Raw genomic sequence first — 26,068 nt, 5'->3', positions numbered from 1 at the left:
CGGTCACGGGTGACAGACGGGACAGCCTCTATATTGAATCCTTCAATTATTGATTCTTCTCAATGGCACGCTGGTAGATCTCAAGGTAATTACTCAGTCCGAGACCATCAAAGCCTTTGACATACGAATCCCATTCCTTATCAATGCTCTTGCTGCCAATAATGAACTGTGCCATATTTGTCTGCACATAATCCTTGATGGCCGTAGTCAGTTGTGCAGCTGATTCCGTATCCTCTGGACGAATAAATACGTTCGCAGGGTATACTTCTTTTGGTGCATAAGGTTCATACACATTAGTTGCTTGAGCCAGACGTGTACCATAACCCTCTGCTTCTAAAGGATTCTGTCCTTCCGCAAACAGATTACGGAATGTGTTGGACAAGTCATGTGCTCCGATCTGTGACCAACTCTCGTTCACAACAACGTTCGGATCACGCTCAGGCAGGTTGTAGTAGCTGTATTTGGCAGGCTCGCCATTGATGTTTTTCTCATCGGCATCTGCTTTCTTCCAGCCCTTGCCTTCGGTTGGACCATACTCCGCATACAGTGCGCCTTCTTCACTGAACATGTAATCCACAATTTTGATAGCAGCAATCTGCTGTGCTTCTGTCGCTTTGTTCGTGATGGCAAACTCAAACTCACCTACGCTCTGTGTGGCACCTGTCGTCTGCACTCCATCTGGTCCTTTCAATGGAGGAACGATCTCCCAGTGTTGATGACGGGTGATGTCTTTGTCATAAGTATTCACGAGATAACTGACCAGCGCCGTTGTAATGGAGCCGACCACTTCATCGCCTTCCTTGTTCCCCAGCTGTCCAATCGCCTGATCATTCTGTGTAAAGGAAGCCGGATCAATCAGGCCATCTGCATAGAGCTTGTTCATGTACTCCAGCCCTTTCTTCCAGCCTTCCTGATTGGCGGCAAAACTCACCTTGCCATCGTTCACGATCAGATATTTGTCGTTGTCATTGTATATAAAGCTATTCATCAGGTAGGCATCAATGTTGCCATTCCATACATACTTGTTCGGTGCGCCCGTGAGTGGAATCTCGTCCGCTTTCCCGTTACCGTTTGGATCTTGTGTCTTAAACGCCTTCAGTACGGTATACAGTTCATCAGTTGTGGTTGGCATTTTCAGACCCAGATTATCGAGCCATTCCGTGTTGATCCAGTATTTCTGTGCATACGTACAGTGGTAACACTCATTGAAGATCGGCAGCGCATAGATGTTGCCGTCCGGTGCCGTGATGGCTTCTTTGAAGTATGGCTTCTCCTCCATAATCTTGGTCAGATTCGGACCATACTTCTGAATCAGATCCTGTAGCGGAAGGAACACGCCCTGTTTTCCATAGGTTTGAAGGTCTGAGGTGGTGAACTTGCCGTGAAGAAACACTTCCGGATAATCACCACTAGCCAGCAGCAATTGTCTGCGATCCTGCAAAGCGTCCGTTGGGGCCAGATCCCATTTTAGGGTAACGTCGAACTTGTCTTCGATAAATTGGGTAAATTCATTCTCTTCCATGGACGCTTTGCCTTGCGGAGCAAAGAGGGTCATGGTTACAGGACCGCCGCTCTCCCCGCTACCGTCGCTACTTCCACCCGATTCCTCGGATGAACTGCATGCGGACAACAAAGCCATCGAAGCAAAGACCAGAAACAACATCGAAATCCAAGATTTTCTCAATCTGACTCCTCCTTTTTGTTCATAACGGCAAATTATTGACTTGTACTGCACGTGTATAAAATCGACCCCGGAAGCCGGCGTGTTCCTTCCACCTCCTTTCAAGAGACAACCAGGCTTAACTCACAAGGATTAACCTTTCAGGGAACCAACCATGACCCCTTTAACAAAATGTTTCTGTACAAATGGATACATGATCAGAATTGGAATGCTCGCGACAACAATCAGTGCATATTTCAACACCTGCTCGAACCCTTGGTCCCGCATCTGTTGGCTGGTATTGGCGAGCATCGCCGGATCAGCCGCGTTCAGGATAAGCAGATTGCGAAGCACGTATTGTAGAGGGAACAATTTCTCGGAACGCAGGTAGATCAATGCATCAAAGTACGCATTCCAGTGACCTACGGCATACATGAGTGTCATGACTGCCAGAATGGGCTTTGATAAGGGAAGAACTACGCTGATCAGATACCGGATATCCCGGCAACCATCCATTTCCGCGGCCTCCCCGAGTTCTTCCGGAATGGAAGATTGGAAGAAAGTTCTTGCCACGATGACCTGGAATACTGCGAGCGCCCCGGGCAGCCACATCGCCCAACGTGTATCGAGCAGGTGCAAATCCTTCATCAAGAGGTAGGTGGGAATCAGACCGCCATCAAAGAACATCGTGATCATCATGAAAATAATGATGGCCCCTCGTCCATAAAACGATTTTCGTGACAAAGGATACGCCAGCATGACGGTCAGCACCACGTTAATGAACGTGCCCACCACGGTGTAAATGATCGTGTTATAGAAACCGAGCATAAGCTGTTGGCTTTTGAAAATGGAGATGTACGCCTTGATGTTAAAGTCTACCGGGAACAGCCACACCTGACCGGATGTCACGGCTCGTGAAGAGCTGAACGAAGAACTGATGATATACAAGAGCGGATAAAACACTGTTAGCAGTATGGCGAACAGAAAGATATAGTTGAATGTCATGAAAATGCGGTCACCGAGTGGGTCCTTGATCCGGTTACGATTAATCAGGTTGAACATGGATAAACTCCTCCTTTACCACAAGCTGTTCTGGGATACTTTGCGCGATATGCCGTTGACGATAACCAGCAGGATCAGGTTGATAATGGAGTTGAAGAACCCTACTGCCGAGGAGAAGCTGAAATTTGCCCCGATCAGACCCACCTTGTACACATACGTGGAGATGACCTCCGAAGCGCTTGTGTTGAGCGGATTCTGCATCAGGTATATTTTCTCGAAGCCCACGCCCATAATGCTGCCCAGACTCAGAATCAGCATGATAACGGTGACTGGAATGAGCGATGGGAGGTCGATGTGCCATATTTTCCGAAGCCTTGATGCGCCGTCCATCTTCGCTGCTTCATAGAGAGATGGATCAACACCAGCAAGAGCTGCGATATATATAATTGATGAATACCCCATGCCCTGCCACACACCTGACCAGACATAGATCGATTTGAAGTATTCCGGTATGCCCATGAAGTTCGTCATCGGGAAGCCGAGCAGTGTGAACAGCTTGTCTACTACGCCCACATGCGGGGAGAGCATCAGAATGATAATGGATACCATAACAACCGTTGAGATAAAATGCGGAGCGTAAGTGACCATCTGCACGGTCTTTTTGAAGTAACCCGTTCGAATCTCATTCAGCGCCAGCGCCAGAAGGATCGGAATGGGGAAACCAGCAATTAAGGAATAAAAGCTGATGCCTATCGTGTTTTTGATTAACAGCCAGAAGTTTGGAGATTGGAAGAAGGCTTCAAAGTGTTTGAATCCGACCCACGGGCTTCCCCAGATTCCTTTGACTACACTGAAGTCCTTGAAGGCGATTTGGACACCCACCATAGGGATGTACTTGAAGATCAACAGATACAATACCGGGGGCAACACGAGCAGGTAGAGTTCCCAGTGTTTCTTGAGGCTTTTGATGAATGGATGCTGCCGCTTGGGCTCCACATGTTTCCTCTGTTGGAGTTCCATCTTGGCGGGTATGCTTTCCGTAGCTCGACTCATTTGCGTCACTCCTTCTACACCTCAAGTGTAATAATACATTACATTTACATCCCTTAAACATCCTTTTTTCTGTTCCTAGTTCCTTGTTTAACAAACATGATGTAAACATTCATATCAGGTAGCGCTTTCTTGATTTGATAGTACATCGCCCGATAAACTTTTATCAATTTGCAATTTTCTCCGACTTCTCTTTATTCCACAAACCCTTGTGTGACAAGCGATTGCGAGCCGTTTCTATTGGGAATTGTGTCCCTTATGTATGAATAAAAAAATTCCGGAGGTGGTTATATCTCCCCCGGAATTGACATGGCATTCTTACATGCAAGTTCAAAAAGTTAACGATTCAGCACCGAGAAGGTTGCGAGAACCTGAAGGAGGAGGAGCGGAGTGTAGGCAAACCTACATGACACCGGACTCCGAAGGTGAACGCAAGATTCGATGTCGAGTTCGCTTCGTGGTTTACTTCGTGATCAATTGGGGACTTTTTGAACAACCTCTATGCGCTTGTGACCAATCTGAACGTATGTGTGATGGGAGCTTCATTGGTTGTAGCGGACTGTGGCAGTTCCACGAGAAGTCCGTCTCCCGTCTGTTGATACGAAAGTACGTCATCGCTACCGACGAGTTCGATCCGCTCTACCTTTTCCAGATAAGGAATGATTAACTGTGGTTGTACGGTCTCATTCTCGTTTCGGTATATCCGGAAGGCATATACGGTGTTGATCTCTTCTTTCTGTGTGAAAGCCCAATCTTTCGTAAAATAAGGCCCGCATATCCGGGTTCCATAGACGCCTTCTCCATGAGTACCCAACCATTCACCGAGGCCCTTGATGCCTCGAATTGCCCCTTTTGGCAGACGCCCATCCGGTTGTGGTCCTACATTCAGCGCCAGGTTACCACCCTTGGACACAACTTCGAGTAGAATATGTGCCAGCTGTCTTCCCGTTTTATACTGATCATCGAATCCGAAGGCAAAGGAGTTCCCCACCGTAATACAGCTCTCCCATGGGATGTTCATCGGATGTTCCGGTATGGTCTGCTCGGGGGTAACGATATTCTCATACGGTCCACCGACGGTGCGATCTGCAGACAGAAGCCAAGGTTGTGTGGTCTGACGCGCCCGTTCCACGACTTCTCCCAGCCTGATATCCTGACCGTAGCGACCTTCGCGCACCCAGCCTGCATCCAGCCACAGACATTCGATCCGCCCGTAATTCGTCAGCAGCTCCATGATCTGCTCATGTGTGAACTCCACGAATTTCTCCCACAGCCACGGATACTTATGGGGATCATACGAGGGCCCGCGCCACATATGACGCCCACGTTCCATGCCCGGTGCCCAGTAATACGGGGTATGCCAGTCCGCTTTGGAGAAGTACGCTGAGATGCCGAGTCCTTTGGCCCGGAAAGCGTCAAACAGTGCTCGACAGATGTCCGCATACTTATGGGTATGAAACGGCGTGTCCTTGCCCGTAATCCGGTAATCCGTCGTCTTGGTATCCCACATGCAGAAACCGTCATGGTGCTTGGTGGTGAACAGGAAGTATTTGAACCCGTTATCTGCCACCATCTGTGCCCATTCCTCGGGTTGGAAACGAATCGGATTGAAGGTTTTGTTCAGATCGAAATATTCCCGCTTGAAGTCTTCCATGTCATCCGTCCAGTCGATGTCATCACGCGACCAATCGCCGTCCTCATCGCTCAGCGCCCAAGATTCCACGAGGCCAAGCTGGGAATACGGCCCCCAGTGCATCATCAACCCCAGCTTCTGATCCTTGAACCACTCCAACCGCTCATTCAGCAGCGGATCTTCCGGTTTGATCCACTCTTCCTCTTTGCTAAAATTGTGCACGCCGGCTTCGACGATCTGCTCTTCCTGCTCCAGTACGGTTTCTTTGGCTTCGCTCATCCTGTTTCATCTCCTCTGGATTGGATAAAAGATAAACCATGCATGTTACGCCTGGTCACTCCGAGTGCAGTACCATCTTCCGATCGCTGTTATCCCCGGATTTCTTTTATTTCACTTTATAATTGTTGGATATCCGGTGATAAAGGCGAGCGCTTCGCTTCTTCAGATTGGTTCTGCACTCTCCGTTTTGGCGTAAACGCTAGTTTAACTATTAAGGGCGTAGGTAACTTTGTTATTTTGAGTGCAGTGCGGTGCCATCTTCAATCACTATGGAACCCCTTATTCCCTTATTTCAATAGGGAATACAAGATCAGAAAGAGTGCTCTTCATTGTTTTCCATTTGTTCTGCGTTCTCCGTATTGGTGTAAACGGTTCGCTTAACCTATGAAGGGTTAGTCTGTCCGTCGTTGCGATTGCGGTGCCTTCTCCAATTACTATGGATTCCTTATTTCCCTTGTTTCTATAGAAAATTGGGGAGAAGAACGAGTGCTTCGCTGCTTCGGATTAGTTCTGCATTCTCCGTTTTGGTGTAACGATAAGTTTAACTATTAAGGGGCGCATAACTTTGTTATTTCGAGTTCGGCGTCCTCCCCATTCACTATGGAGCCCCATATTCCATCGTTTCTATAGGGAAATTCCAAGGGTAGTGAGAGTGCGATTCGTTACTTCGGATTGGTTCTGCACTCTCCGTTTTGGCGTAAACGGTAAGTCTTCTATAGGGTGTGTCTTCAACTTCAGTTCAGGGAAGATATACGATGATGGATGTCGGCGTTTAAAGCGTCTTAAAATACAGGCCAGTTTATCCTGGTGAATAGGTAGAGTATTTTCTAAAGAAATCAGGGCGTCTTATTTAGCCTTCTGGTCCTCTTTTTAAATTGTAAGGAATATCAGACACGTTATTTCCCGAAATTAGGTGGTAAAAACGCTGTAAACTGCTGCTTATTCTGATATAACATGTGTCAGGTTCCTTAGATTTCTGCCAGCGCTTCGAATCCTTGAATAAGACGCCTCAGATTCGTTAGCGCTCGCTCCCTACTCTGCTCCAACCGCAAGCGGAGAGGACGAATCCATACCTGCTCGGAGCGGAGCTTTTCATTGAAAAGGAGCGAAGTGCTCATAACTTTCAATGAAACGGAGTAGTAAAGTATCAACGTAGCGTAACAACGCCATACAATCCTACCTTTACAGTGTGATTTCGCGGCCCTGGCGTGCTGATTCGTAGATGGCACAGAGCATTTTCATCACTTCGACGCCGTCTTCGACGGGGCTAAGGGTTTCTTTGCGGCCCTGTGTACTATCTATAAAATGGTTGATTTCGTTGCGGAACGATCCCATAAAATCGAATGATTTGAAATCCACCTGTGGAGTCATGTTCAAAATGGTGTTGAATTTCTCGCCTATGATCGAAATTTCCGGCTCCAGCTCGGCACCGCCTTTGTCGCCATATAGTTTGACCGAAGTCTCATCCGCTTTGGCATGGAGCGTGAAGCTGACATCCACGAGCAGGCTCGCACCGTTCTCGAAACGGATCAGGGCATTTGCCATATCCTCAACGGTGTTCTGTTCTGCGTCATAGTCGGCTGCTTTGTAGAACGACAGATTGTTAATGTTCGAGCGGTTCCCCAATCGGTTAGACACGTTAGCGGAGACGGATTTCACCTTCGGTCTGCCCATCAGATACCAGCAAATGTCGATTACATGCACCCCGATATCGATCAGCGGACCACCACCAGAACGGTTGATATCCGAGAACCAGCCACCCGGATTGCCCAGACGACGAAGACTGGAGGCTTTGGCATAATAGATCTCGCCCAGTTCGCCCTCATCGATGAACTTCTTCAGAATTTGTGCATTGTCGCTATAGCGGCGAACAAAACCAACTTGCAGTAACTTTCCGCTGCGATGAACAGCCTTCTCTACCTCAAGTGCATCCTCCACCGTTTGGCAGAGCGGTTTCTCACACAGCACGTTTTTGCCCGCGTCCAGAGCAGCAATGCTAATCTCTGCATGGGAGTCGTTCCATGTACAGATGCTGACGGAATGAATCTCGGGCAGTGCGAGCAATTCTTTGTAATCGGTAAACACATGAGGTGCATCATATTGTTTTGCCACTTCTGTGGCACGTTCTGCATTCAGGTCGCAGATGGCGTATATTTCAACGTCCGGGTTACTGGCATAAGCTTGCAAATGGCAATCGGATATGGATCCGGCACCGATAACGGCGACTTTTAATTTGGACATAGTGCTGATTCCTCCATCGTTTTCATATGAATTGACTCAAGAAATTATACTCGGCTTAACGTAACGACGGTGAATGCTTGGACTTTCGGCCGCTGTTGTCTGCAAATTTCTTTTATTGACCGCTCTAGCGGTTGAAATCCGCAGACAAAGGCGGTCGCTAACGCTCCTACATTTCCAAGCTTCCCCTCTGTTACTCACGCCTTCTTTAACATTTGATTCAATTTTATTCATTTAAAACAAGTACTCAGCCCTATGCCTCTGCCCATAGGCGGCGGACGTTATCCATGGCAATGCGTGAGGCGGTTTTACAATCTTCCATGCCTTCAAATTCTACCGAGATATATCCGTCATACCCGGATTGTTTCAACACACGGAACACCTCAGGCATGTCGATATCGCCATGGCCCACAATGGCGCCGCGCAGGTAATTGCCATGCGAGGTTTGGAACCAGCCTTCACCGGGATTTCGGTAGGAAGGTCTCCAGTAGAAGTCTTTGGCGTGCACGATCGACGCGTACGGAATGTTATTTTTTACGGCACTCACCGGGTCTTCGTCCACACAGAGGAAATTGCCGACATCCAGCGTGGTCTTAAAGTTATTCCGCGCCGTTTCGTGTAACAAACGCTGAATGCGTTCACTCGACTGCACATAGTATCCATGGTTCTCAATGCTTGTTGTGATTCCAAGACCCGCTGCATAATCGGCTATCCGCTGACAGGCTTTCACCAGTACCGGTAGGTCAATCTCGAACTGTGCTACGGTTCCCTCTGGTGCAGGGCGGAAAGCCACGTCATGACGCATCAGCTTCACGCCGAGCGCAGCAGCCACATCCACATGTCGCATCACATTCTGGATCTCTTGCTCCAACGCTTCGGCGTCCTCCTGCACAGCAAAGTTAGCGCCGATGGCGTAATTGGAAATGTCGATCCCAACCTCTTTTGCCACAGCTTTAATCTCATCAATCAACTGCGGATTATCGATCAGACTGAATCCCATCGGTACAATCTCCACATGTTCCCCGCCCTGATCGGCGATCCAACGAATGGCATCTGGTACGTTTAATTCTTTGCGATCCAATGCTTGTTGCAGACTGTAGGTGCTGAGTCCAACTTTCATTCTTCCTCATCCTCTCTTGTAGTCAATGTCCATACCCAACGTATACCTTTTTCTGGCGGACACAACAATTCTCAATAATCGTTTGGCTCACCTATTTTCCTTTTTCTAGCCCAAATCCGGTGTATCTACAAACGTTACGGCCAGTTCAGACGTCTGATGAAGCTCGAATACGATGATTTCATTATGACCTTCATGAAGGAGCGGAGCAGGTACATACAATGTTTTTTGCGGTCCTTTATTCCAGTAGCGCCCCATATTGAATCCGTTTACAAATACAACCCCTTTGGTCCAGCTATCCAGTCGCAGAAAAGTATCTCTTACATCCGTGATATTAAACTCTCCTCGATAAAATGCTGGTCCCTTTACTTCATTAACTGTTTCGTTAATTGCTTCGCTAATCACATCACTAAATTGCAAACCCGACAGATCAGTTAATGGCAGACAATGAATCGTCCAATCATATAAAAATTGAAAGCCATGTCGTACCCCCTCCGTAATCCCCTTCGGATCTCTCAGGTATGGACCATAATTAATTCGCCCCATATTTTCGACAAGGATCAATAGTTCTGCGCCCTCTGGCGGTACTTCAAAGGAAATCAATAATTCCGTATTGCCCCGCTCGAACACACCTTGAAATTGCCCATCAACAAACACAAGCGCACGGTCACGCACCTCCTGAACCACCAGTTCCTGTCCCTCCCTTGGGCCGGATATTCGGGTTTGATAACAAATAAAGCCATAATCCTGACCCAGCTTCTCCATCGGTTTCGGATTCGTGCGTTGTACCGGGACTGATATCCGGTCCATCTGCGCCAGTAATGACGCCTGTTGGGTCAACTCCACTCGTCCATAGGCGATAGTCCCCTTCGATTTTGGTAGCACAAGCTCACCCAGATCTTCATTGCTATACCGAGCAATAAGATCACGTACGGCATGGAACTTCGCTGTCGGCTCCCCGGATTCGCTGAGCAGTGAATCGTAGTCGTAACTTGTAATTGTGGGTTCGTATTGATCCTTCTGCTGACAGTTCGCCCCATTGTAAAATCCAAAGTTTGTTCCACCGTGGAACATATAAAAGTTAACCGAAGCTCCTGCTCGAAGCATCTCCTCAAACACACCAGCCACATCTGTGGCTTCTCGGGTGTGATGTGACTCACCCCAGTGATCGAACCAGCCGTTCCAATACTCCATGCACATCAAAGGTTCATCCGCCTGATATTCACGCAACTTGGCGAACGCTCCTTCCGTTCCTGATCCAAAATTAACTGTAGCCAGATGCCCCGGGACTGATCCCGCTTGCAGCATGTGGTCTGTCGGTCCGTCCGAGGTAAATAACAACACATCCATACCGCGCTCCACCATGCCCTCACGTAAATATCGCAGGTAACTCGCGTCGTTCCCGAAGCTGCCGTACTCATTTTCAATCTGCATTGCAATGATCGGCCCGCCATGGGTGCTCAGAAGAGGTTTCAACTTGGGCAAAAGCACATCATAATAACGATCCACATTCTCCAGAAATTTTGCATCACTACACCGCAGACGAATTTCATCATCGGCAAGCAGCCAGGCAGGTAATCCGCCAAACTCCCACTCGGCACATATATAAGGACTTGGACGAACAATCACATGCAGACCCACATCTCCCGCAATGCGAATAAAACGTTCCAGATCAGCCATGCCTTCAAAACAATACTGGCCCGGCTGGGGCTCATGAACATTCCACGGCACATACGTTTCCACCGTATTGAAACCGCAGGCTTTCAGCTTGAGTAACCGATCCTCCCAATAGTCGGGGACCACTCTGAAATAATGAATGGCACCCGACAAAATCTGAATGGGCTCGCCATCATACATAAATTGTGAACCTTTATACGTTAGCACGGCCATATTACAACCCTCCCCGCTCGCTCAGATATATGCCTAACCCGGACAACGTAGGGCACCATCTGGATTCATGAATGCTTAAACGCATCTTTCTCGATGTAACCTGTGGGAAACAGCAAATTCGCTTATACCCCACCACCGTCCCCTTGTAAAACTCTTCCCAACCACCATCTGCCCTCTGCGACTCCAGCGTAAAACGCTCAATCCGTTGGCCTGTCTGGATATGTTCCATCAGCACCACCCGGTCAAACGATCGTTCCCCCTGCAAATCCAGCTCGATCCAAGCCTGCTCCGTTCCTTCGTGAGGACACCAATACGTATCCCGTCGTTCCGTGAGCACTTCCGATACGGCATGTTGTTCATCCATCGTCTCCGATGCTTTTACCAGCGCCTGCAAGGCGAAATTTTCCTGAAAAATGGTGCGCAGTGAATCTCCCAATTCCTGTAGTCGCTCCACATCCCGCTCGTGAATGAGACCACGCATATCCGGTGGCAGATTGAGTAAAAAGGTGGCGTTGCCCCCCACTGCGCCGTAATAGACGGCGAGCAGTTCTTCCAGTGTTTTGACCTGATCATCTTCACTGGCATGATAGAACCATCCTGGGCGAATTGAGGTATTCACCTCGGCAGGGTACCAGATCAGTTGGTCACCTTGGGAACGAATGACCTCTCGGCTTCCCAAATCACTGTCCTGCGTATTGATCCTTGTGGCAAACTCACCATCATCCACCTGTTGTGATTGCTCCTGAATCTTCTCATTATCCTGCATATGCGCTGGCACAACGCTCCATTCCGATTCCCGTGTATGCCCCGCCTCATTGCCGCACCAGCGAACATCCGGGCCACATACTGAGATGACAGCCTCAGGCTGAAGTTCACGAATAAGCGCATAATAGGCGTCCCAGTCATAGACCTGCCTTTTGCCATTCGGACCCTCCCCACATGCACCGTCGAACCATACACAGAAGATGTCGCCATAATTCGTAAGCAGCTCGCGTAACTGTTGGAGGAAAAACTCGTTATACCTCTTGGAATCCCCATAAGTGGCTTCATGCCGATCCCAAGGAGACAGGTACACGCCAAACTTCAATCCACCCTGACGGCAGGCATCAGCGACTTCCCGAACCAAATCCCCCGCACCGTTCCTCCATGGACTAGCCGCGACCGTATGCGCTGTAAACTGACTTGGCCACAAACAAAATCCATCATGATGCTTACATGTCAAAATCAGCCCCTTCATCCCCGCAGCCTTGCACGCCTGCACCCATTGCACCGCGCTCAGTTCAGAAGGATTGAAGATAGCCGGGTCTTCCTCCCCAGTGCCCCATTCCTGATCCGTAAATGTATTTACCGTAAAATGAATAAACGCGTAGAACTCCATCTCCTGCCACCTCAACTGGCGTTCCGATGGGCTGATCTGTGCTACGGACTTAATCCATTCGGCTGATTGCAGTTCATAATTCATGGCGTATCACTCCTTTTATTTAGCGCATCCCTATATCATTGGACCACCCTTGCTTGGACCGCTACTCAGTGCACTACTGTCCATGAACGGCTGTGATGAAAGCAATAACTGCTGCTTGGCTTCTTCAACCAAATGTGGATCAATAAGATAATTAAAGCTGCCTTTGTACCTCACGCCAGATCCCATATGGATTTCCGTGATACCCGTCTGACTCACTAGCGTTTGAATTCCCTCTATGGTGACCCCCGACCCTGCCATGACAGCGATGTTCAAGGTTTGCCCCAATTGCTGAAGTTGTTTCAGTTCCAGTATGGCTTCAGGCGCTGTCTGTTTTCCTCCCGATGTAAGAACACGCTCCACGTTGCCCAATGTGTTAATAGCCTTGAGCGCCTCAGTCAGGCTTGTGCTCACATCAATTGCACGATGAAACGTAACGCCCAAACCCTGAGCTTCGGCCATACATGATTGCAAGGACATGAGGTCGACTTCACCATTTCCGGTGAGGGCGCCGATCACAATGCCAGCGGCTCCAAGTTCCTTCGCCACGCGTACATCCCGGGTCATAACGTGGATGTCATCTGCGCTATAGCGGAACGAGCGGCTATGCGGACGGATCATGACATACACTGGGATGGAGACTTGAGACAGCACTTGCTTCATGACACCATAACTGGGGGTAAGCCCTCCTTCAGACATCTCAGACACCAGTTCAATCCGATCAGCCCCTCCCTCCTCAGCTACTTTGGCATCTGCCGCATCTACAGCGATGACTTCCAATACAGGCTGTCTCTTCATAAGGTCGCTCCCTTCACTTCATCGTTGAATATTCCAGAACCGTTAACCCGTATCGATACACATCTCTCGAACTGCACACGGCCTAATCCATGACATAAAGGACCGACTGAACGCTTCATCAGCGCTTCTGCGGTCCTTCTTCATCATTATTTGACGATGGTCAGCTTCCAGATTGCAATCTGCAAAGGCTGGCCGTCCTGAACGATATATGATTTGTCGGCAATGATCTTCATGATTGGATTCTCCTTTGGGGACCGGAATGGGCTAGCAAATAGAGAGTGCAACGGATTTCATCACTTCACCTAATGAATTTTGTTATTTTTGTTATTTATAGTGTTATTATCAATTAGCAATAGTCTAAAACGTTAGGATCAGAACGTCAATACAAAAAAAAGACACCCGGAGGGTGTCTTCGTGTCTTGGATAACCTTCTGGTTATCCGAGTTTTTTCTATTTTCTACGCCGAGCCTTCGTCATTCGATTAAACATAATCAGTGCAGCAATAATCATGGCTATCATGGCAATATTACTCGCCACTTCTTGTGATAGTCCGAAAAGAACTCCCAGGTTAGTCACCAGGCCTCTCACAATCAGCGCCACCACAACCAGCAGGATTGGACTCAAAAAATTATAATTTCTCATTCCTCGCAACACCCCTGACCCCATTGTTCAGAACTACGAATCTCATAACACTATCATAACAGTAGCTATTCTGTGTTACAACAAAGGACACCCGAGTACAGTGTCCTTTGTCATATACCAACGTATTCTGCTTTGGATGACAGAACAACCTTTCGATTGCTCTTATCACCTGATATTTCCGATTATCTTTTACACCTGCTTGAATTCGATCCAATCAATCTGGAGACCTGGTTTGGTGAAGTCCAGTTTCAATTCATACAGTCCTGCTTCAAGGTCTACTTTGACAAGTTTCTGTCTGATCCATTTGCCTTCCGTACCATTCGTTTGAATGGTGGTCACCAACTGATCATTCAGGAGCAGGTTACATGCACTTTGAGCGAGTTCAGGCTCAGGGGACATGATCTGTACGATAATCCGATAATGGCCGGCCTCGTCCACTTTCATGTAGACGGGTTCAGCTACCGCAGGTTTCACCTGTGCGTTCTCAACCAGATCCTGAGCTTGTGCAGCAGACAGAGATGCATTCGCTTGGAATGAAGCGACGTTCTCCACGATCTCGTGTTTTCTGCCGGACACCGGTGCATTCATGATGAACTTGCAGATGTTAATCGCCGAGCGTTGCAGCTCTCCGCGAGTCAATGTTCCATTTTCCAAGGATTCAATCGTGTTGTCGTCCCAGCCATTGATCTCTGCGCCGTAGTTCGGTACAACCATGTAGAGATCATTCTGCGCACGAATCATCCAGTTGGTGTATTTGCGATCAGCCTCTCCACCTTCGGTCACATCATTCATAATCGCCCACCAGTCGGTCATTACGATTCCGTCGAAATTCCATTCGCCACGCAAAATCGTGGTGTTCAGGTCGTAGTTGGATGCCGCCCAGTGTCCGTTAACCGGGTTGTAGGAGGTCATGATGGAGTTTGCTCCGCCTTCTTTTACAGCGATTTCGAACCCTTTCAGGTAAATTTCACGCAGTGCACGTTCGGAGACAACAGCATCTACTTTACTGCGGTGCTTCTCCTGGTTGTTGCAGGCAAAGTGTTTCAGTGTGGCATTGGACCCCCCCTTCATGATACCTTTCGTACATGCTGCGGCAAATACACCCGAGATCAGTGGATCTTCGGAGAAGTACTCAAAGTTCCGGCCATTAAGCGGGCTCCGGCGGATATTGAGTCCAGGTCCGAGCAGGGTATCTACCTGATTTCTTAGCAATTCCTGTCCTTCCATCACATACAACTCTTCAACAAGATCCTTGTTCCATGTCGCCGCAAGCAACGTACCAATGGATACCTGTGTTGCCTTTTCGCCACTATCCATACGAATACCGGACGGGCCATCTGCCGTACATGCTACCGGAATACCGTAGTTAAACAGGCTGTCGCTGACACCACCAAATGCAGATGCCGTCCCCGAAGTAACGAGCGGACTGCTCATGCCTTCACCACGGACAATCGCTGCCAGATCCTGATCACTCAGTTGAGCGATGAAGGTTTCCAGACTCACTTTGCCAGCCTTAACGTCACTCAGCTTGTGGCCCTGGTTACCCGTCTGCTCCAGCGTTTGCGGGAGATTCTGCTCAATCCGGTTTGCCATGGATATCTTACGTTTCGGTACTTCTGCATAAGTCAGTTCATAAGATCCATCTTCCTTGCGCGAACCTGGTTTCATCCGTGTAAAATCTTCAGTTGGGGCCATCGCTTCTTGCAGTTGCTCCACCAATTGAAGGGATTCAATAATATAGCCATCCTGGCCATCAATGCTGATATGCTGCGCTTGTTTCACACTGGTTCCTACGTGCAGTCGGTATGTGCCTTCTTCCAATACGTACGCGGAAGCAAGACCTGTAACGCCTGCATCATCGTAAGATGCCATGGCATGGATCGGGAAGCTGATCGTCAGAAGTTCTGACTCGCCCGGCTGCAACAATCCTGTTTTACCAAAAGCCACCAAAGCCTTCACCGGTTGTCCCAGTTTGCCTTGTGGTGCTTCATAGTAGACCTGCACAACCTCTTTGCCCGCATATGTTGTGCCTGAGTTGGTCACATTTACACGAACTTCAATGTAGGTTTTACCGTCTTTGGACACTGATTTCGCTTCTTCGTGCTGGGCCAAAAACGTCGTATAAGACAGGCCGTAACCGAATTCAAACTGAACGCGCTCAGGTCGAAACGTTTCGAAATAACGATAACCTACATAGATATCTTCCTGATACAGGTTCTTGAACTCATTGCCGTAGTTGCTTGTCGAAGGGTAATCTTCAATGGAATAAGCAATCGTATCTGTCAGTTTACCGCTTGGTGTAACGTCCCCCGCCAGCACATCGGCAATCGCATTACCACCCTCCATACCGCCATGCCAGGAGTAAATTACGCCTTGGATCGGATGTAGATACGTTTCGTTTAACCAGCTCATGTCGATGATATTTGAGACATTCAACACAACGATTGTGTGTTCAAATTGCGAAGTAACTTGCTTTAACATCGCTTTCTCATCTTCTGTCAGTTGGTAACTTCCTGGCGCATCCGCATTATCCTGGTCTTCTCCTGCTGTACGTCCAATCACAATAATGGCTTTGCTGGATTTGCTTCTAGCCTGTGCAACCAGTTCATCCGTCAAAGGCATTTCTTTCTGATTCCATGGCTCGGCCGCCCATACTTTTCCGCCATCATCAAATGGATTTTCCTCAATCCACTTCTCATAGACAGCTGCTAGCTCTTCATTGACCGTTATATTCTTCTTGCTGCGCAGACCATCCAATAGATTCGTTGTGTAGGCCACATGAACACTACCGCCTGAACCCGTGCCGCTCCGATAATAATTGACTTGAATCCGTCCAAAAACTGAAACGTTTTCGTTTTCACGAAGTGGAAGCACTTGGCCTTCATTTCTGAGTAAAACGGCTCCTTCAGCGGCAACCGTACGACTAAACTCTGCAAACCCTTCCAATGGAACTCCGATTTGATGTGTGCTCAATGATTTCCCTCCTGATTGTCATCCCCATATCTACGAATCGCTATATACAAAATGAACTAACAAAACGTGCGCTCATTTGATATAAAAGATATTCTATGATCTGGTAGATTCACTTGTTCATAGTCTCATATTAACAGATTCTATAGAAGAAATTAAATTAGATTTGTGCTTTATTTATATTATTAAAAAATGTCCAGGATTAGCGGCATAATAAAAAGCCACGGACACCTGTTGTCCGTGACTTTTCTTGATTTTATATTACTCATATTAAGTCGTAAGTTTCGCATACACCAAGAAGAATAACATGTCTTCGCCCATGATCACATAAGCAGGAACCCGGTAGACCAGATCCACAAAGACAAATACCACCAGTAACCCCACCATGACTGCCAGATGACGTGGCCGGAGTCGTAGATGTGCGTGTCTGTAACGATGGAACACAAGTGATGTCGACAAGAAATACAGTAACGCTGATCCAAATACAAACCCCAGCATGAACACATAGTTTAACTGATTCTGATATAACAGCTGAATTGAGGCAGCGATCATACTCATAGAGATGTAGATGAACAGATGGCCGTATATGATCGCTTGCCCGGCAGTCTGAATCTCTTTGCTGACTTTTTTCTCCACGTTGTCGAAGTATTGCCACCATATCGCAATGACAAAGATGGACGTAAAGGCGGCAAACAGAATGGATTTCATATCCCAATGATCGGCTTGCAGCACAGCGATAATGCTTACCACCGATTCACCCAGCAGGATAAGTGTAAAGAGCGCGAAACGTTCCAACAAATGATGGGTCTGAACCGGTACTTTCACCAGATTTTTGCGTCCAATCAACGGAAGTACGATGTCAACGGCAATCCCCGCATACAAAATCACGTAACGCAGCCAGGAATCGAAGAACAATGAACCTGATGAGATCAATATGCCAATGAGGAAACAGATACCCAAATAACGGGCCGCTCGCTGCTGATGCTCGCCTTTTGACTTGTGAGCCGTCAGATACTGAATCGCCGTAAATGCCCGCGAGCCGATATATCCTATGAAGAAGGACAAGTAGTATTGGTCAAAATGGGTAGAAAGACTCGCCGTCATGACCATAACGGACAGAAGCTGAAGGATGAGGAATATTCGATGGATCAGGATGTCTTGACCATAACGGTTAATAAACAAGGTCTGACCGACCCATGCCCACCAAACAGGGATAAAAATAAGCACAAACTTCATTAAATATTCAAACGTAATTACTCCATGTTCGGCATGTAACAAGACATGACCCGCTTTGGCGACCGCTGCTACAAAGAGCAGATCGTAAAACAGCTCCAGCCAGGTAACCTTTTTCTCCATCATCCTTCAATGCTCCTTTGGTTTTTCTCATAATCTAACGTCAGCTATATAAGTTGAACTAAAGATGATTCACACATACACTTCGATGACAGAATAACCCTCCAATCGCTGTTATCCCCAGATTTTTCGATTCCCTTTTCCTAAGGGGAAATCCGGGGATAGCATATGCTTCCGATGTAGCTTTCTTTCAGAAAGCTTTTAGGCGAACGCTTCGCTTTTTCAGGTTTTTTCTAGAACTCTTATTAATTCGCAGCTGTAGCAGGTACGAGTGTTCTTACCACGATCGGTTGCAGATTGTCCTCAATTTGAGGGCGGTATTTCTCAAACCACTCTGGCAGCATCAATTTTTGTCCAAGCGAATCAGCAGGTTCATCTTTGGCAAAGCCCGGAGGATCTGTAGCAATTTCAAATAGAATGCCGCCAGCTTCTCTGAAGTAGATTGCGTTAAAGTACTGACGATCCCGAACTGGAGTTGGTTGGTACCCATAATCACGTACAGCTTCACTCCACTGTGCATGCTCCTCATCGTCTTTGGCGCGCCATGCAATATGGTGCACGGTTCCTGCGCCGCCCATACCCAGAGCCGTACGGGTCACTGGTACATCTACGACATTACCGATATCCCCGCTGGACCGGAAACGAGCATACTCTTCATTTTCACTCACTCTGACAAATCCCAAAATTTTCTCAAGAGCATCCATCGTTCTTTGCGGGTTAACACTGAACAGGACAGCACCACCGAAGCCTTTGATTGCTTTATCTGTTGGAATGCCCTCGTGCGCCCAAGTGCTGGTTGCTCCCTCTTCCCGTTCAACAAGCTCAAGCCGCAGGCCTTCGCCATCTTCGAATTGAAGCAGGTCTTCATTGAAGCGACTTGTTTTGGTTACCTCAATGTTATACTGTTCCAGCCGATTCTGCCAGAAGCCAATCGACCCAGGAGGAATGACATAGGAAGTGATGCCGACCTGACCTCCGCCAATTTTGCCCCGTGGTGATCCAGCGGATGGGAAGAAGGTAATGATGGTACCTGGGCTTCCGTGCTCATCGCCAAAATACAGATGATATACATCAGGTGCATCGAAGTTGATTGTTTTTTTCACCAGACGAAGTCCCAGAACTCCGGCATAAAAATCAACGTTGGCCTGTGGATCTCCTGCGAAAGCTGTAATATGGTGAATACCTGCTGTTTGAATAGTCATGATTAATTCCTCCTTGGTTTGGTAAGCATGTTTTAAATTGAGTAGGTGTTATAGTTATTCGAGTTAGTTAAATGAGTTAGTTAGTTGATTTATAGTAAGTTTGTATTATCTTTAAATTAAGATATATGATCTAGCGAATTGTATTCTAGTCGTTATTTTGATTGGCCTGTTTTTGTTTCAATTTATCAGGAGTAACGTCATCGCCGTTTGGATCATAGATGGTTGCATTCAGCAGAATGTCGTTGACCGAACCGCGAAAAGTTTGCAGATATTCCTGGCGAAGACGAACCTGTTCCTCTTTCTCCATCTCCGTCAATCCGCCCTCTTTGGCTTTTCTTGAAAGTTCATTTATTCTGGTCAATGTTGGGATAATCATCTTGATCTCTCCTTGTGTTATGGATTAAAGATATTTGTCGGTTGCTGTTTATATTTAAATTAAATATCTTAAATTAAAGATAAATGATTTGTGATCGGTTGTCAACTCTTTTATCAAAATTAAATAACCGCACTCGTTCCTCTACTCTACGCCATGTTGCTTTAACTATGCACCCACACAAAAAAGGGCTAGCTCCGCAGTAATTTCACTTACTACGAACCTAGCCCTACATGTATTTATTTGATTAGCCCAGCTTTTGACCACAATTCGGACAGAAGTTAGCTCCTTCATTTTTGGCTCCACAGTTCGGGCAGAAGTTTGGCTTCTTGTTGCCTTCTGTAGATGAAGAGTTACCTGAATCACCATTGCTATTTCCCGCTGGTTTCTGGTCAGCATTCTGATTCGAAGACGAATTGGCATTGTTGTTCTGATTCTGGCCTTGGTTCTGGTTCATGTTTTTCATCATTTCATTGGCCATGTTCATACCCATCATCATACCAGCCATATCCGAAGCTGCGCCGCCGCCCTGTACTTTACCGGATGAGATGCCGTCTGTCATACTGACCTGTTGATACTTTTGCAGATTACCAATCATCTCATGCGAAGCGGTCTTTGTAATCATATCCTGAATCTCTTTTGGATAGTTGAAACTCATCACTTGGAAACCGGTAATCCCAATGCCGATGTCCATCATCTGCATATCCAGATCTTCCTGAATACCTTTGGCAATATCCGATGCGTTGGCCTGCAGGTTGAACATATCCTTCCCTTCGCGGCTAATCCACTTCATTAGGAGCTGATCCAGCACGGAAGTGATTCGGATTTTGACATCCTCCACCAGATAACTCTGCTTGATGCCTGCAATCTTATCAATCAGGGTCACATAGTCACTTACTTTAAAATTAAATGTACCATTGGCCCGAATTGGCATCCCGCCCGGGAGTTGTGGTGTTGGAATCAACACCGGACTTTGTGTGCCCCAGCGCACGGTGAACTCTTTTGTATTTACAAACAAGACTTCGACCCGCATGCCGCTGTTGAATCCGAATTTGAACCCTTTTAAGGTAGAAAGAAACGGAATGATCTCGGAATCGATATTGAACGAACCTTCGTCCTCGAAAATGCCTTCCACTTTACCGTTATTCAGGAAAATGGCGTCCTGACCCGCACGGATGATCAGTTTACTCCCCTTCTTGATCTCCCGGTTGCTCCACTTCCAAAATATCATGTCATCTCTGAACTCTTCCCATTCCACCACATTCGAAAATTGATTTCTGAAAAATCCCATACTAATTCCCATCCCTTCTATTAGTAAGCATTGTGTGTCATCATGCCTGCGTTAAGTTATTGCGAGTGTCCGTGATGCTAGAAAGATCGGCTGCTACCGCTATGGGAATGGCCACCTCGGGTGGTTCCTCCACCGCCGCCTCCGCCACCGTTATTATTGTTCTTCTCAATCTTGCGTTTGGTGACCGTTGTACGAATGTACCGATCCTGACGATCAATTACACTGGAATTACTGGAATCCTCATACGTTGCACGATTTACAGTAACTCGCCCGCCAGAACGATGGGTCATTACACCAACTACAATTCCTCCGATTGCCACGGATACAGCAAGTTGAAACCACGTCTTAAAGAGGATATTATCCGGATTTACCCCGGGTTTAAGATCCATATATTCGTAGGAGAGCTCCAAATATTTTTCAAAAGCCAATCTATAATTTCCATCCGATACATCTGGGGCAATTTTGGCCGTGATTTTATCGGCTCTGCCATTGTCGATGTACTCTTCCCCTTTGTAAAAACCAGCCAGATACATCTTCCGATTGTACATGTCTATTGTAAGAATAACTGCGTTTCCATGCTTTTTATCGTAACCAAATCCCTGATCGTCATAAAAATCCTCGGTAAGCAGTATTTCACTTTTATGCTCCTCGTTATTGGAGGTATAGATAACAAAGTCCGTCTGCCGTTCCGCGCCATACTGATTCGCAAGCAGATTCAATTCACTTATCTCCTGCTCACTCAGCAGGTTGGCCTCATCGTAGATGAGATTTTTGCTCTCCGCTGCGGATGCCGATGACATGGGAATCAACGGAGCGACAAGGGTTATCATAAGTAAAATGAGCGTAGCCATCACGGCCAGAGGGGTTCTTTTTCTCATAAGAATCCACCTCCCATCATCCAAGAAACCAGCTTCAGTGACAACAACGAGACCGCAGAGACTCCTGCGAACCATCCGGCCACTTTAGCTTTGCTGATCGGCGGTTTACCGACCACTTTACCTGTCTGACCATTCATGGCAAAGGTATACTGTGCCCGATTGTAGTCATAGTTGACCATCCACACCGGGAGCAGCACATAGTCTGCATTTTTGAGCTTAGTATCAATCTGTTTGTCCGTGTAGCTCACGCTGGTATATCCGGATACAGTTGAGGCAATATAAGAATCAATGTACGATCTCGTTTTATCCTTGGCCCGTGGGAAAAGTTCCTCGTCCGTATAACTGTATTTTTCCGCAATGTACCCCGCCAGATACGGGGTCTTGAACAATTTCAGCTGATTATATGGAAAAGGCTCAAGCTTATCCATCAGTTCATCTTTCATTTTCTCCGATGCATCAATGGGCAGGTTCACGTAATTCAGCCGAATTCGGCGGTATATATCAAAATGCTGTGTTTCCGTGTAATGGTAGTCGCCCTGGGTGTAGGATCTGACCTTGGTGCCACGACCATGCACTTCGATTTTGTTATGTAACTCATACAACCAGAACGGCACGTACATGCCGGTAATGCTCTGAATCCGGTCGGCGGACATGAAGCCACTTGGCGTTAAGAGGCCGTTTTTGCACCACTTTTTGAAAGCCTGCTTGGCTTGATCCTTGTTGATCGAAAAGGGAATCACCATCGCAGGGGCCAGATTGCCCGTCAGCCGATCACTGAGTACAACCGCTGCACCGCAGAAACTGCAGGTCGTCGCACTGGTCTCCGGTTCTGTCACAATGTCAGCTCCGCAGCTGTTACAGTGGTATTCTTTGACCTCATTTTCGGTGAATACTTGTCTTTTCAAGGGATCGGGAATCTGCTCTATGTTGTCCTGGCGGCCGCAGCTGGGGCAGGATAATGCACCTGACACACTGTCAAAGATCATACCACTGCCGCAGTTTGGACATTTATATTCAATAACCGGCATTTGCTCACCTCAATGTTAACGAAATGGTGTAACGTACTACTTATTCTTCAGCTTTTCCTGAATCGCTGCGAGTTCTTCCTCCGCACTTGGCGACGCATTCTCATTATTACCCGCATCTGCGTTCATGTCCCTCTCCAACTGGGCAATTAATTCGTCCAAATCATCTTCCTGTGCGCCAGCTCGAAGTTCTGCCAAAGCCTCTGCTTCGTTCAGCGCCTGATTCGCCTTGTCTTCCATGGCCTTCAATGCAGCATCAGCTCTGCCCGTAGATGCATTCCGTTCGTTGGCCTGTTGCTGCGCCTTTGTATCTGCCATGCGACCTTTCAGTTCTGCATGTCGCGCTTCCAGTTGCCCCAGATCTGCAACCAGTTTATCGTTCATATGCTTCATCATCTTGGCTTTGGCGGAAGCACGTTCATAGGCGGCTTGTAATTCATTCAATTTGTCAGCCAGCTTCACTTTCTTCTCCAGAAAACCACGTGCCTTGTCTTCGTCTCCCGACTCCGCTGATTTTTCCGCATACCGCTGTAATTTCTTGACCTCGGCGCTACACTCATCCAATGCTCGCTTCGCCCGGCTCTCATCCGACAGCACCGCTGCCGTTTCAGCCTTCACCTGACCCAGATCACTGCTCAGGCTTCGCATATATTCATTCACACTCTTCTCCGGGTCTTCCGCCCGAGACAACATGTGGTTCACATTGGCCTTCATCACGTCTCTAAACCTCGATAAGATTCCCATTACTTGTTCCTCCTCCGAAAAGTTCATATGTATACTATAATACATGAATACGGAGACATACGTTTCACATTTCACGATGGCAAGTGGAGTTACTATGATCCAAATACGTACTATAAAACGTAATATAAGAAAAGACGAGCACTTTATAGTGTCGCCTTATAATCAAAAAAATCACTCATAATTATCAGTATCATTCTTCCTCAATCACAGTTCGTTAATGAATTGCATACTTTCATCTGCGATCGGATTTGGATCGGTATTATGGGCTTTAGTCCTTTGCTCCTATCCCACAAATCCCTACCTAATCTATGGCTCAACCGGAAGGCTCTCCACCGCTGTGAAAAACACATCCAATAATTCAACGTTATACGTTTTATGGACGTATTCGGTTATTAACGCCACATCCTCTTCCCTCTGGTACTCAAGACATGGACGGCCTTCACTCCACAGCACTCTGCACGGGAACTTCCCGACAACATCCTTAATGATGTGATCCGGCTCAGCTACTTTATGAATGTCTCCCATATGAAATCTCCTCATTTCTCTATACTTATCGTGTGCAATTATGCATTAATTTTGAAATACATAACGATTCGATTCAGTGCACTTCATCACATTCCACTCGGAGAGTTATGAAGGCATAACACACAGGCATTTTGCAGACACAACAGGGCTGGTTCCCCCATAGGTGCCATTCCTTCGTAAGTTGGCTATAATAAGGGGATCAAAGTTTTCTATAAAGGCAGGAAAATTATGCGTACACTGGTTCACTTTATTGCTCCCTACGAATCGATGATTCCTATTATACAAGAGTGCATTCCTCGCTTTCCCCAGTTAACCATTCAGACGGACGTGGGCGACTTGGCAAACGGTGTGGAATTAGCAACTCAAGCTGAGAAAAACGGTGCAGAGATTATCATCAGCCGCGGCGGAACCGCCCAACTCATTAAAAAAGCAGTGACCATTCCCGTCATTGATGTGCAGTTATCGGGCTATGATATGATTCGTTCACTTACACTGGCAAGCCAGTTTAACGGCCAAACAGCCATTGTTGGCTTCTCCAACATCACCTCTGGTGCACAATCGATTATTGATCTGATGGATCTGCCCCTCAAGGTCTATACCATACATAGCTCGGAAGATGTCGCCCGATTACTCTTGGAGTTGAAAGCTTCCGGGTACCGACAGATTGTCGGAGATGTGATCACCGTCAACACCGCGAAGACCTACGGTCTGGAGGGGTTGTTAATCCAATCCGGACAGGAATCCATCCTTAGAGCGATGGAGGATGCACAGCTGGTCTACCGTTATTTGAGCAAAAATCATGCGATATCGATCATCCTGAATGACCTGGTTACACGGGAACATCCCAATTTACTTATTTTAAATGAACGGAATGAAGTTGTATTCGAGAACCTGACCGATTTTGGGAAAAATCCGCTGACCGATAATCACATATATCTGACCAATACCAGTCTGGAGTTCCATCAATCCCAGATCCAAAATGTGTTCATGGTGGACGATTACCAGCTCACGGTTAACGCCTATGAAACGACCCTGGACAACAAGAACTACAAGGTATATATGCTGGAAAAAGGACAACCCTATGCCTTTGCACAATTCGGCATAACAACGTTTACGGACGCATCGATGGAGCCTATCGTTGCCGAATCCCCTGCCATGCAGGCGGTATTACAGAACATTCGGGCACTCTACGAGAATCATGAACCGATCTATCTGCGGGGTGAAGCAGATTCCGGTAAATCTTTTCTGGTCAAACATATTCATCAGATGTACTCAGGTGGCGGACTCTTATTACAGATGGATCTCTCGCAAGTTCCGCCCGGTCATTTGCACAAGATACCACTCGCCAAGGTTAGAAATGTAGAGATTAACCACATGGAAACACGGATGGAAGATCCGGAGTTGCTCGCCTTTATCCAGAGCTGCCTTCAAAATCAGATTGGGGTGTTTATACTCGGGGAACAGATAATGAACCCGCAGTGGTCACTTGATCTGGAGCTTAATACAATCATGATGCCAAATCTTGCGGATAGACCAGAGGATCTGGCTCCACTGATGCAACATTTCCTGACGGATTACTACCACAAATACGGAACTACTGCGGTGAGAATCAAAGAAGATGCTCTACAGCTGATCCAAGATCAGATCACACATATGAATGTCAACCAGCTGAAACATCTGATCAAGCAGGCTGCACTCAACGAACAAGATTATGTAATCACCACGGCTACCTTGTCCCGCTTGCTGGATCAGCAACCTTCTTCAAGCCCAATGAAGTTGAACGGTACGCTGAAGGAGATTGAGAAAGAAGTTATTCAGTTCGTGCTTCAGGAGGAAAATAACAATCAATCAAAGGCCGCAGAGCGTCTGGGGATTAACCGGGCCACATTATGGCGCAAACTTAAAGATTAACTTTAAGTTTGCGTCTTTTTTATCGCTT

General features: G+C 47.2%; 20 protein-coding genes. 1 reads left to right on the top strand and 19 read right to left on the bottom strand.

What is annotated here, in order from left to right; translation table 11 throughout:
- Positions 1–46: 46 nt before the first annotated feature.
- The 19 genes from MHI48_RS01165 to MHI48_RS01075 form a co-directional block, all read right to left on the bottom strand.
- Positions 47–1,684, bottom strand: a complete 1,638-nt coding sequence (locus MHI48_RS01165) for an extracellular solute-binding protein (protein ID WP_083677571.1) — start codon at positions 1,682–1,684, stop codon at positions 47–49.
- A gap of 129 nt (positions 1,685–1,813) precedes the next feature.
- Complete coding sequence (locus tag MHI48_RS01160) at positions 1,814–2,722, bottom strand: carbohydrate ABC transporter permease (RefSeq protein WP_017691189.1); 909 nt, start codon at positions 2,720–2,722, stop codon at positions 1,814–1,816.
- 15 nt (positions 2,723–2,737) lie between these two features.
- Positions 2,738–3,715, bottom strand: a complete 978-nt coding sequence (locus MHI48_RS01155; RefSeq protein WP_017691190.1) for a sugar ABC transporter permease — start codon at positions 3,713–3,715, stop codon at positions 2,738–2,740.
- Positions 3,716–4,211: 496 nt separating this feature from the next.
- A complete protein-coding gene (locus MHI48_RS01150) occupies positions 4,212–5,624 on the bottom strand; it encodes an alpha-L-fucosidase (RefSeq protein WP_076329639.1) in 1,413 nt (470 codons plus the stop codon).
- A 1,182-nt stretch (positions 5,625–6,806) separates the two neighbouring features.
- Positions 6,807–7,865 (bottom strand): Gfo/Idh/MocA family protein, encoded by a 1,059-nt coding sequence (locus MHI48_RS01145; protein WP_076329638.1) that lies wholly within the window; start codon positions 7,863–7,865, stop codon positions 6,807–6,809.
- Positions 7,866–8,115: 250 nt separating this feature from the next.
- The gene (locus tag MHI48_RS01140) at positions 8,116–8,982 is read right to left on the bottom strand and encodes a sugar phosphate isomerase/epimerase (protein ID WP_076329637.1); all 867 of its coding nucleotides are present in this window, start codon (positions 8,980–8,982) and stop codon (positions 8,116–8,118) included.
- A 105-nt stretch (positions 8,983–9,087) separates the two neighbouring features.
- Positions 9,088–10,869, bottom strand: a complete 1,782-nt coding sequence (locus tag MHI48_RS01135; protein ID WP_076329636.1) for a beta-galactosidase — start codon at positions 10,867–10,869, stop codon at positions 9,088–9,090.
- 1 nt (position 10,870) lies between these two features.
- Positions 10,871–12,331, bottom strand: a complete 1,461-nt coding sequence (locus tag MHI48_RS01130; RefSeq protein ID WP_076329635.1) for an alpha-L-fucosidase — start codon at positions 12,329–12,331, stop codon at positions 10,871–10,873.
- Positions 12,332–12,361: 30 nt separating this feature from the next.
- Positions 12,362–13,126 (bottom strand): copper homeostasis protein CutC, encoded by a 765-nt coding sequence (locus MHI48_RS01125; protein ID WP_076329634.1) that lies wholly within the window; start codon positions 13,124–13,126, stop codon positions 12,362–12,364.
- Positions 13,127–13,576: 450 nt separating this feature from the next.
- Positions 13,577–13,768 (bottom strand): hypothetical protein, encoded by a 192-nt coding sequence (locus MHI48_RS01120; protein ID WP_017691199.1) that lies wholly within the window; start codon positions 13,766–13,768, stop codon positions 13,577–13,579.
- A gap of 189 nt (positions 13,769–13,957) precedes the next feature.
- Positions 13,958–16,741: a glycoside hydrolase family 3 C-terminal domain-containing protein gene (locus tag MHI48_RS01115; RefSeq protein WP_405142782.1), complete on the bottom strand. Its 2,784-nt coding sequence runs from the start codon at positions 16,739–16,741 to the stop codon at positions 13,958–13,960.
- 267 nt (positions 16,742–17,008) lie between these two features.
- Positions 17,009–18,097 (bottom strand): low temperature requirement protein A, encoded by a 1,089-nt coding sequence (locus MHI48_RS01110; protein ID WP_405142780.1) that lies wholly within the window; start codon positions 18,095–18,097, stop codon positions 17,009–17,011.
- Positions 18,098–18,336: 239 nt separating this feature from the next.
- Positions 18,337–19,293 (bottom strand): ring-cleaving dioxygenase, encoded by a 957-nt coding sequence (locus tag MHI48_RS01105; RefSeq protein WP_405142778.1) that lies wholly within the window; start codon positions 19,291–19,293, stop codon positions 18,337–18,339.
- Between the two features lie 145 nt (positions 19,294–19,438).
- A complete protein-coding gene (locus tag MHI48_RS01100) occupies positions 19,439–19,669 on the bottom strand; it encodes a DUF896 domain-containing protein (RefSeq protein WP_340937329.1) in 231 nt (76 codons plus the stop codon).
- A gap of 244 nt (positions 19,670–19,913) precedes the next feature.
- Positions 19,914–20,957 carry an SPFH domain-containing protein gene (locus tag MHI48_RS01095; protein ID WP_076329629.1) on the bottom strand — a complete coding sequence of 348 codons (1,044 nt, stop codon included), beginning with the start codon at positions 20,955–20,957 and terminating at the stop codon, positions 19,914–19,916.
- 77 nt (positions 20,958–21,034) lie between these two features.
- Positions 21,035–21,835, bottom strand: coding sequence for a YgcG family protein (locus tag MHI48_RS01090; protein ID WP_076329628.1), 801 nt, complete (start codon positions 21,833–21,835; stop codon positions 21,035–21,037).
- Positions 21,832–22,863: a hypothetical protein gene (locus MHI48_RS01085; RefSeq protein ID WP_076329627.1), complete on the bottom strand. Its 1,032-nt coding sequence runs from the start codon at positions 22,861–22,863 to the stop codon at positions 21,832–21,834. The genes MHI48_RS01090 and MHI48_RS01085 overlap by 4 nt, the downstream gene beginning before the upstream one ends.
- A 36-nt stretch (positions 22,864–22,899) precedes the next feature.
- Positions 22,900–23,604, bottom strand: a complete 705-nt coding sequence (locus MHI48_RS01080) for a PspA/IM30 family protein (RefSeq protein WP_076329626.1) — start codon at positions 23,602–23,604, stop codon at positions 22,900–22,902.
- A gap of 306 nt (positions 23,605–23,910) precedes the next feature.
- Positions 23,911–24,129, bottom strand: a complete 219-nt coding sequence (locus MHI48_RS01075; RefSeq protein ID WP_076329625.1) for a hypothetical protein — start codon at positions 24,127–24,129, stop codon at positions 23,911–23,913.
- Positions 24,130–24,357: 228 nt separating this feature from the next.
- Here MHI48_RS01075 and MHI48_RS01070 point away from each other — a divergent pair, with 228 nt between their 5' ends.
- Positions 24,358–26,040 (top strand): sigma-54-dependent transcriptional regulator, encoded by a 1,683-nt coding sequence (locus tag MHI48_RS01070; protein ID WP_076329624.1) that lies wholly within the window; start codon positions 24,358–24,360, stop codon positions 26,038–26,040.
- Positions 26,041–26,068: the final 28 nt, after the last annotated feature.

This window comes from Paenibacillus sp. FSL H7-0942, assembly GCF_045040715.1.
GTDB classification, from domain to species: Bacteria; Bacillota; Bacilli; order Paenibacillales; family Paenibacillaceae; genus Paenibacillus; species Paenibacillus amylolyticus.
This window is presented reverse-complemented; position numbering and strand designations above follow the sequence as displayed.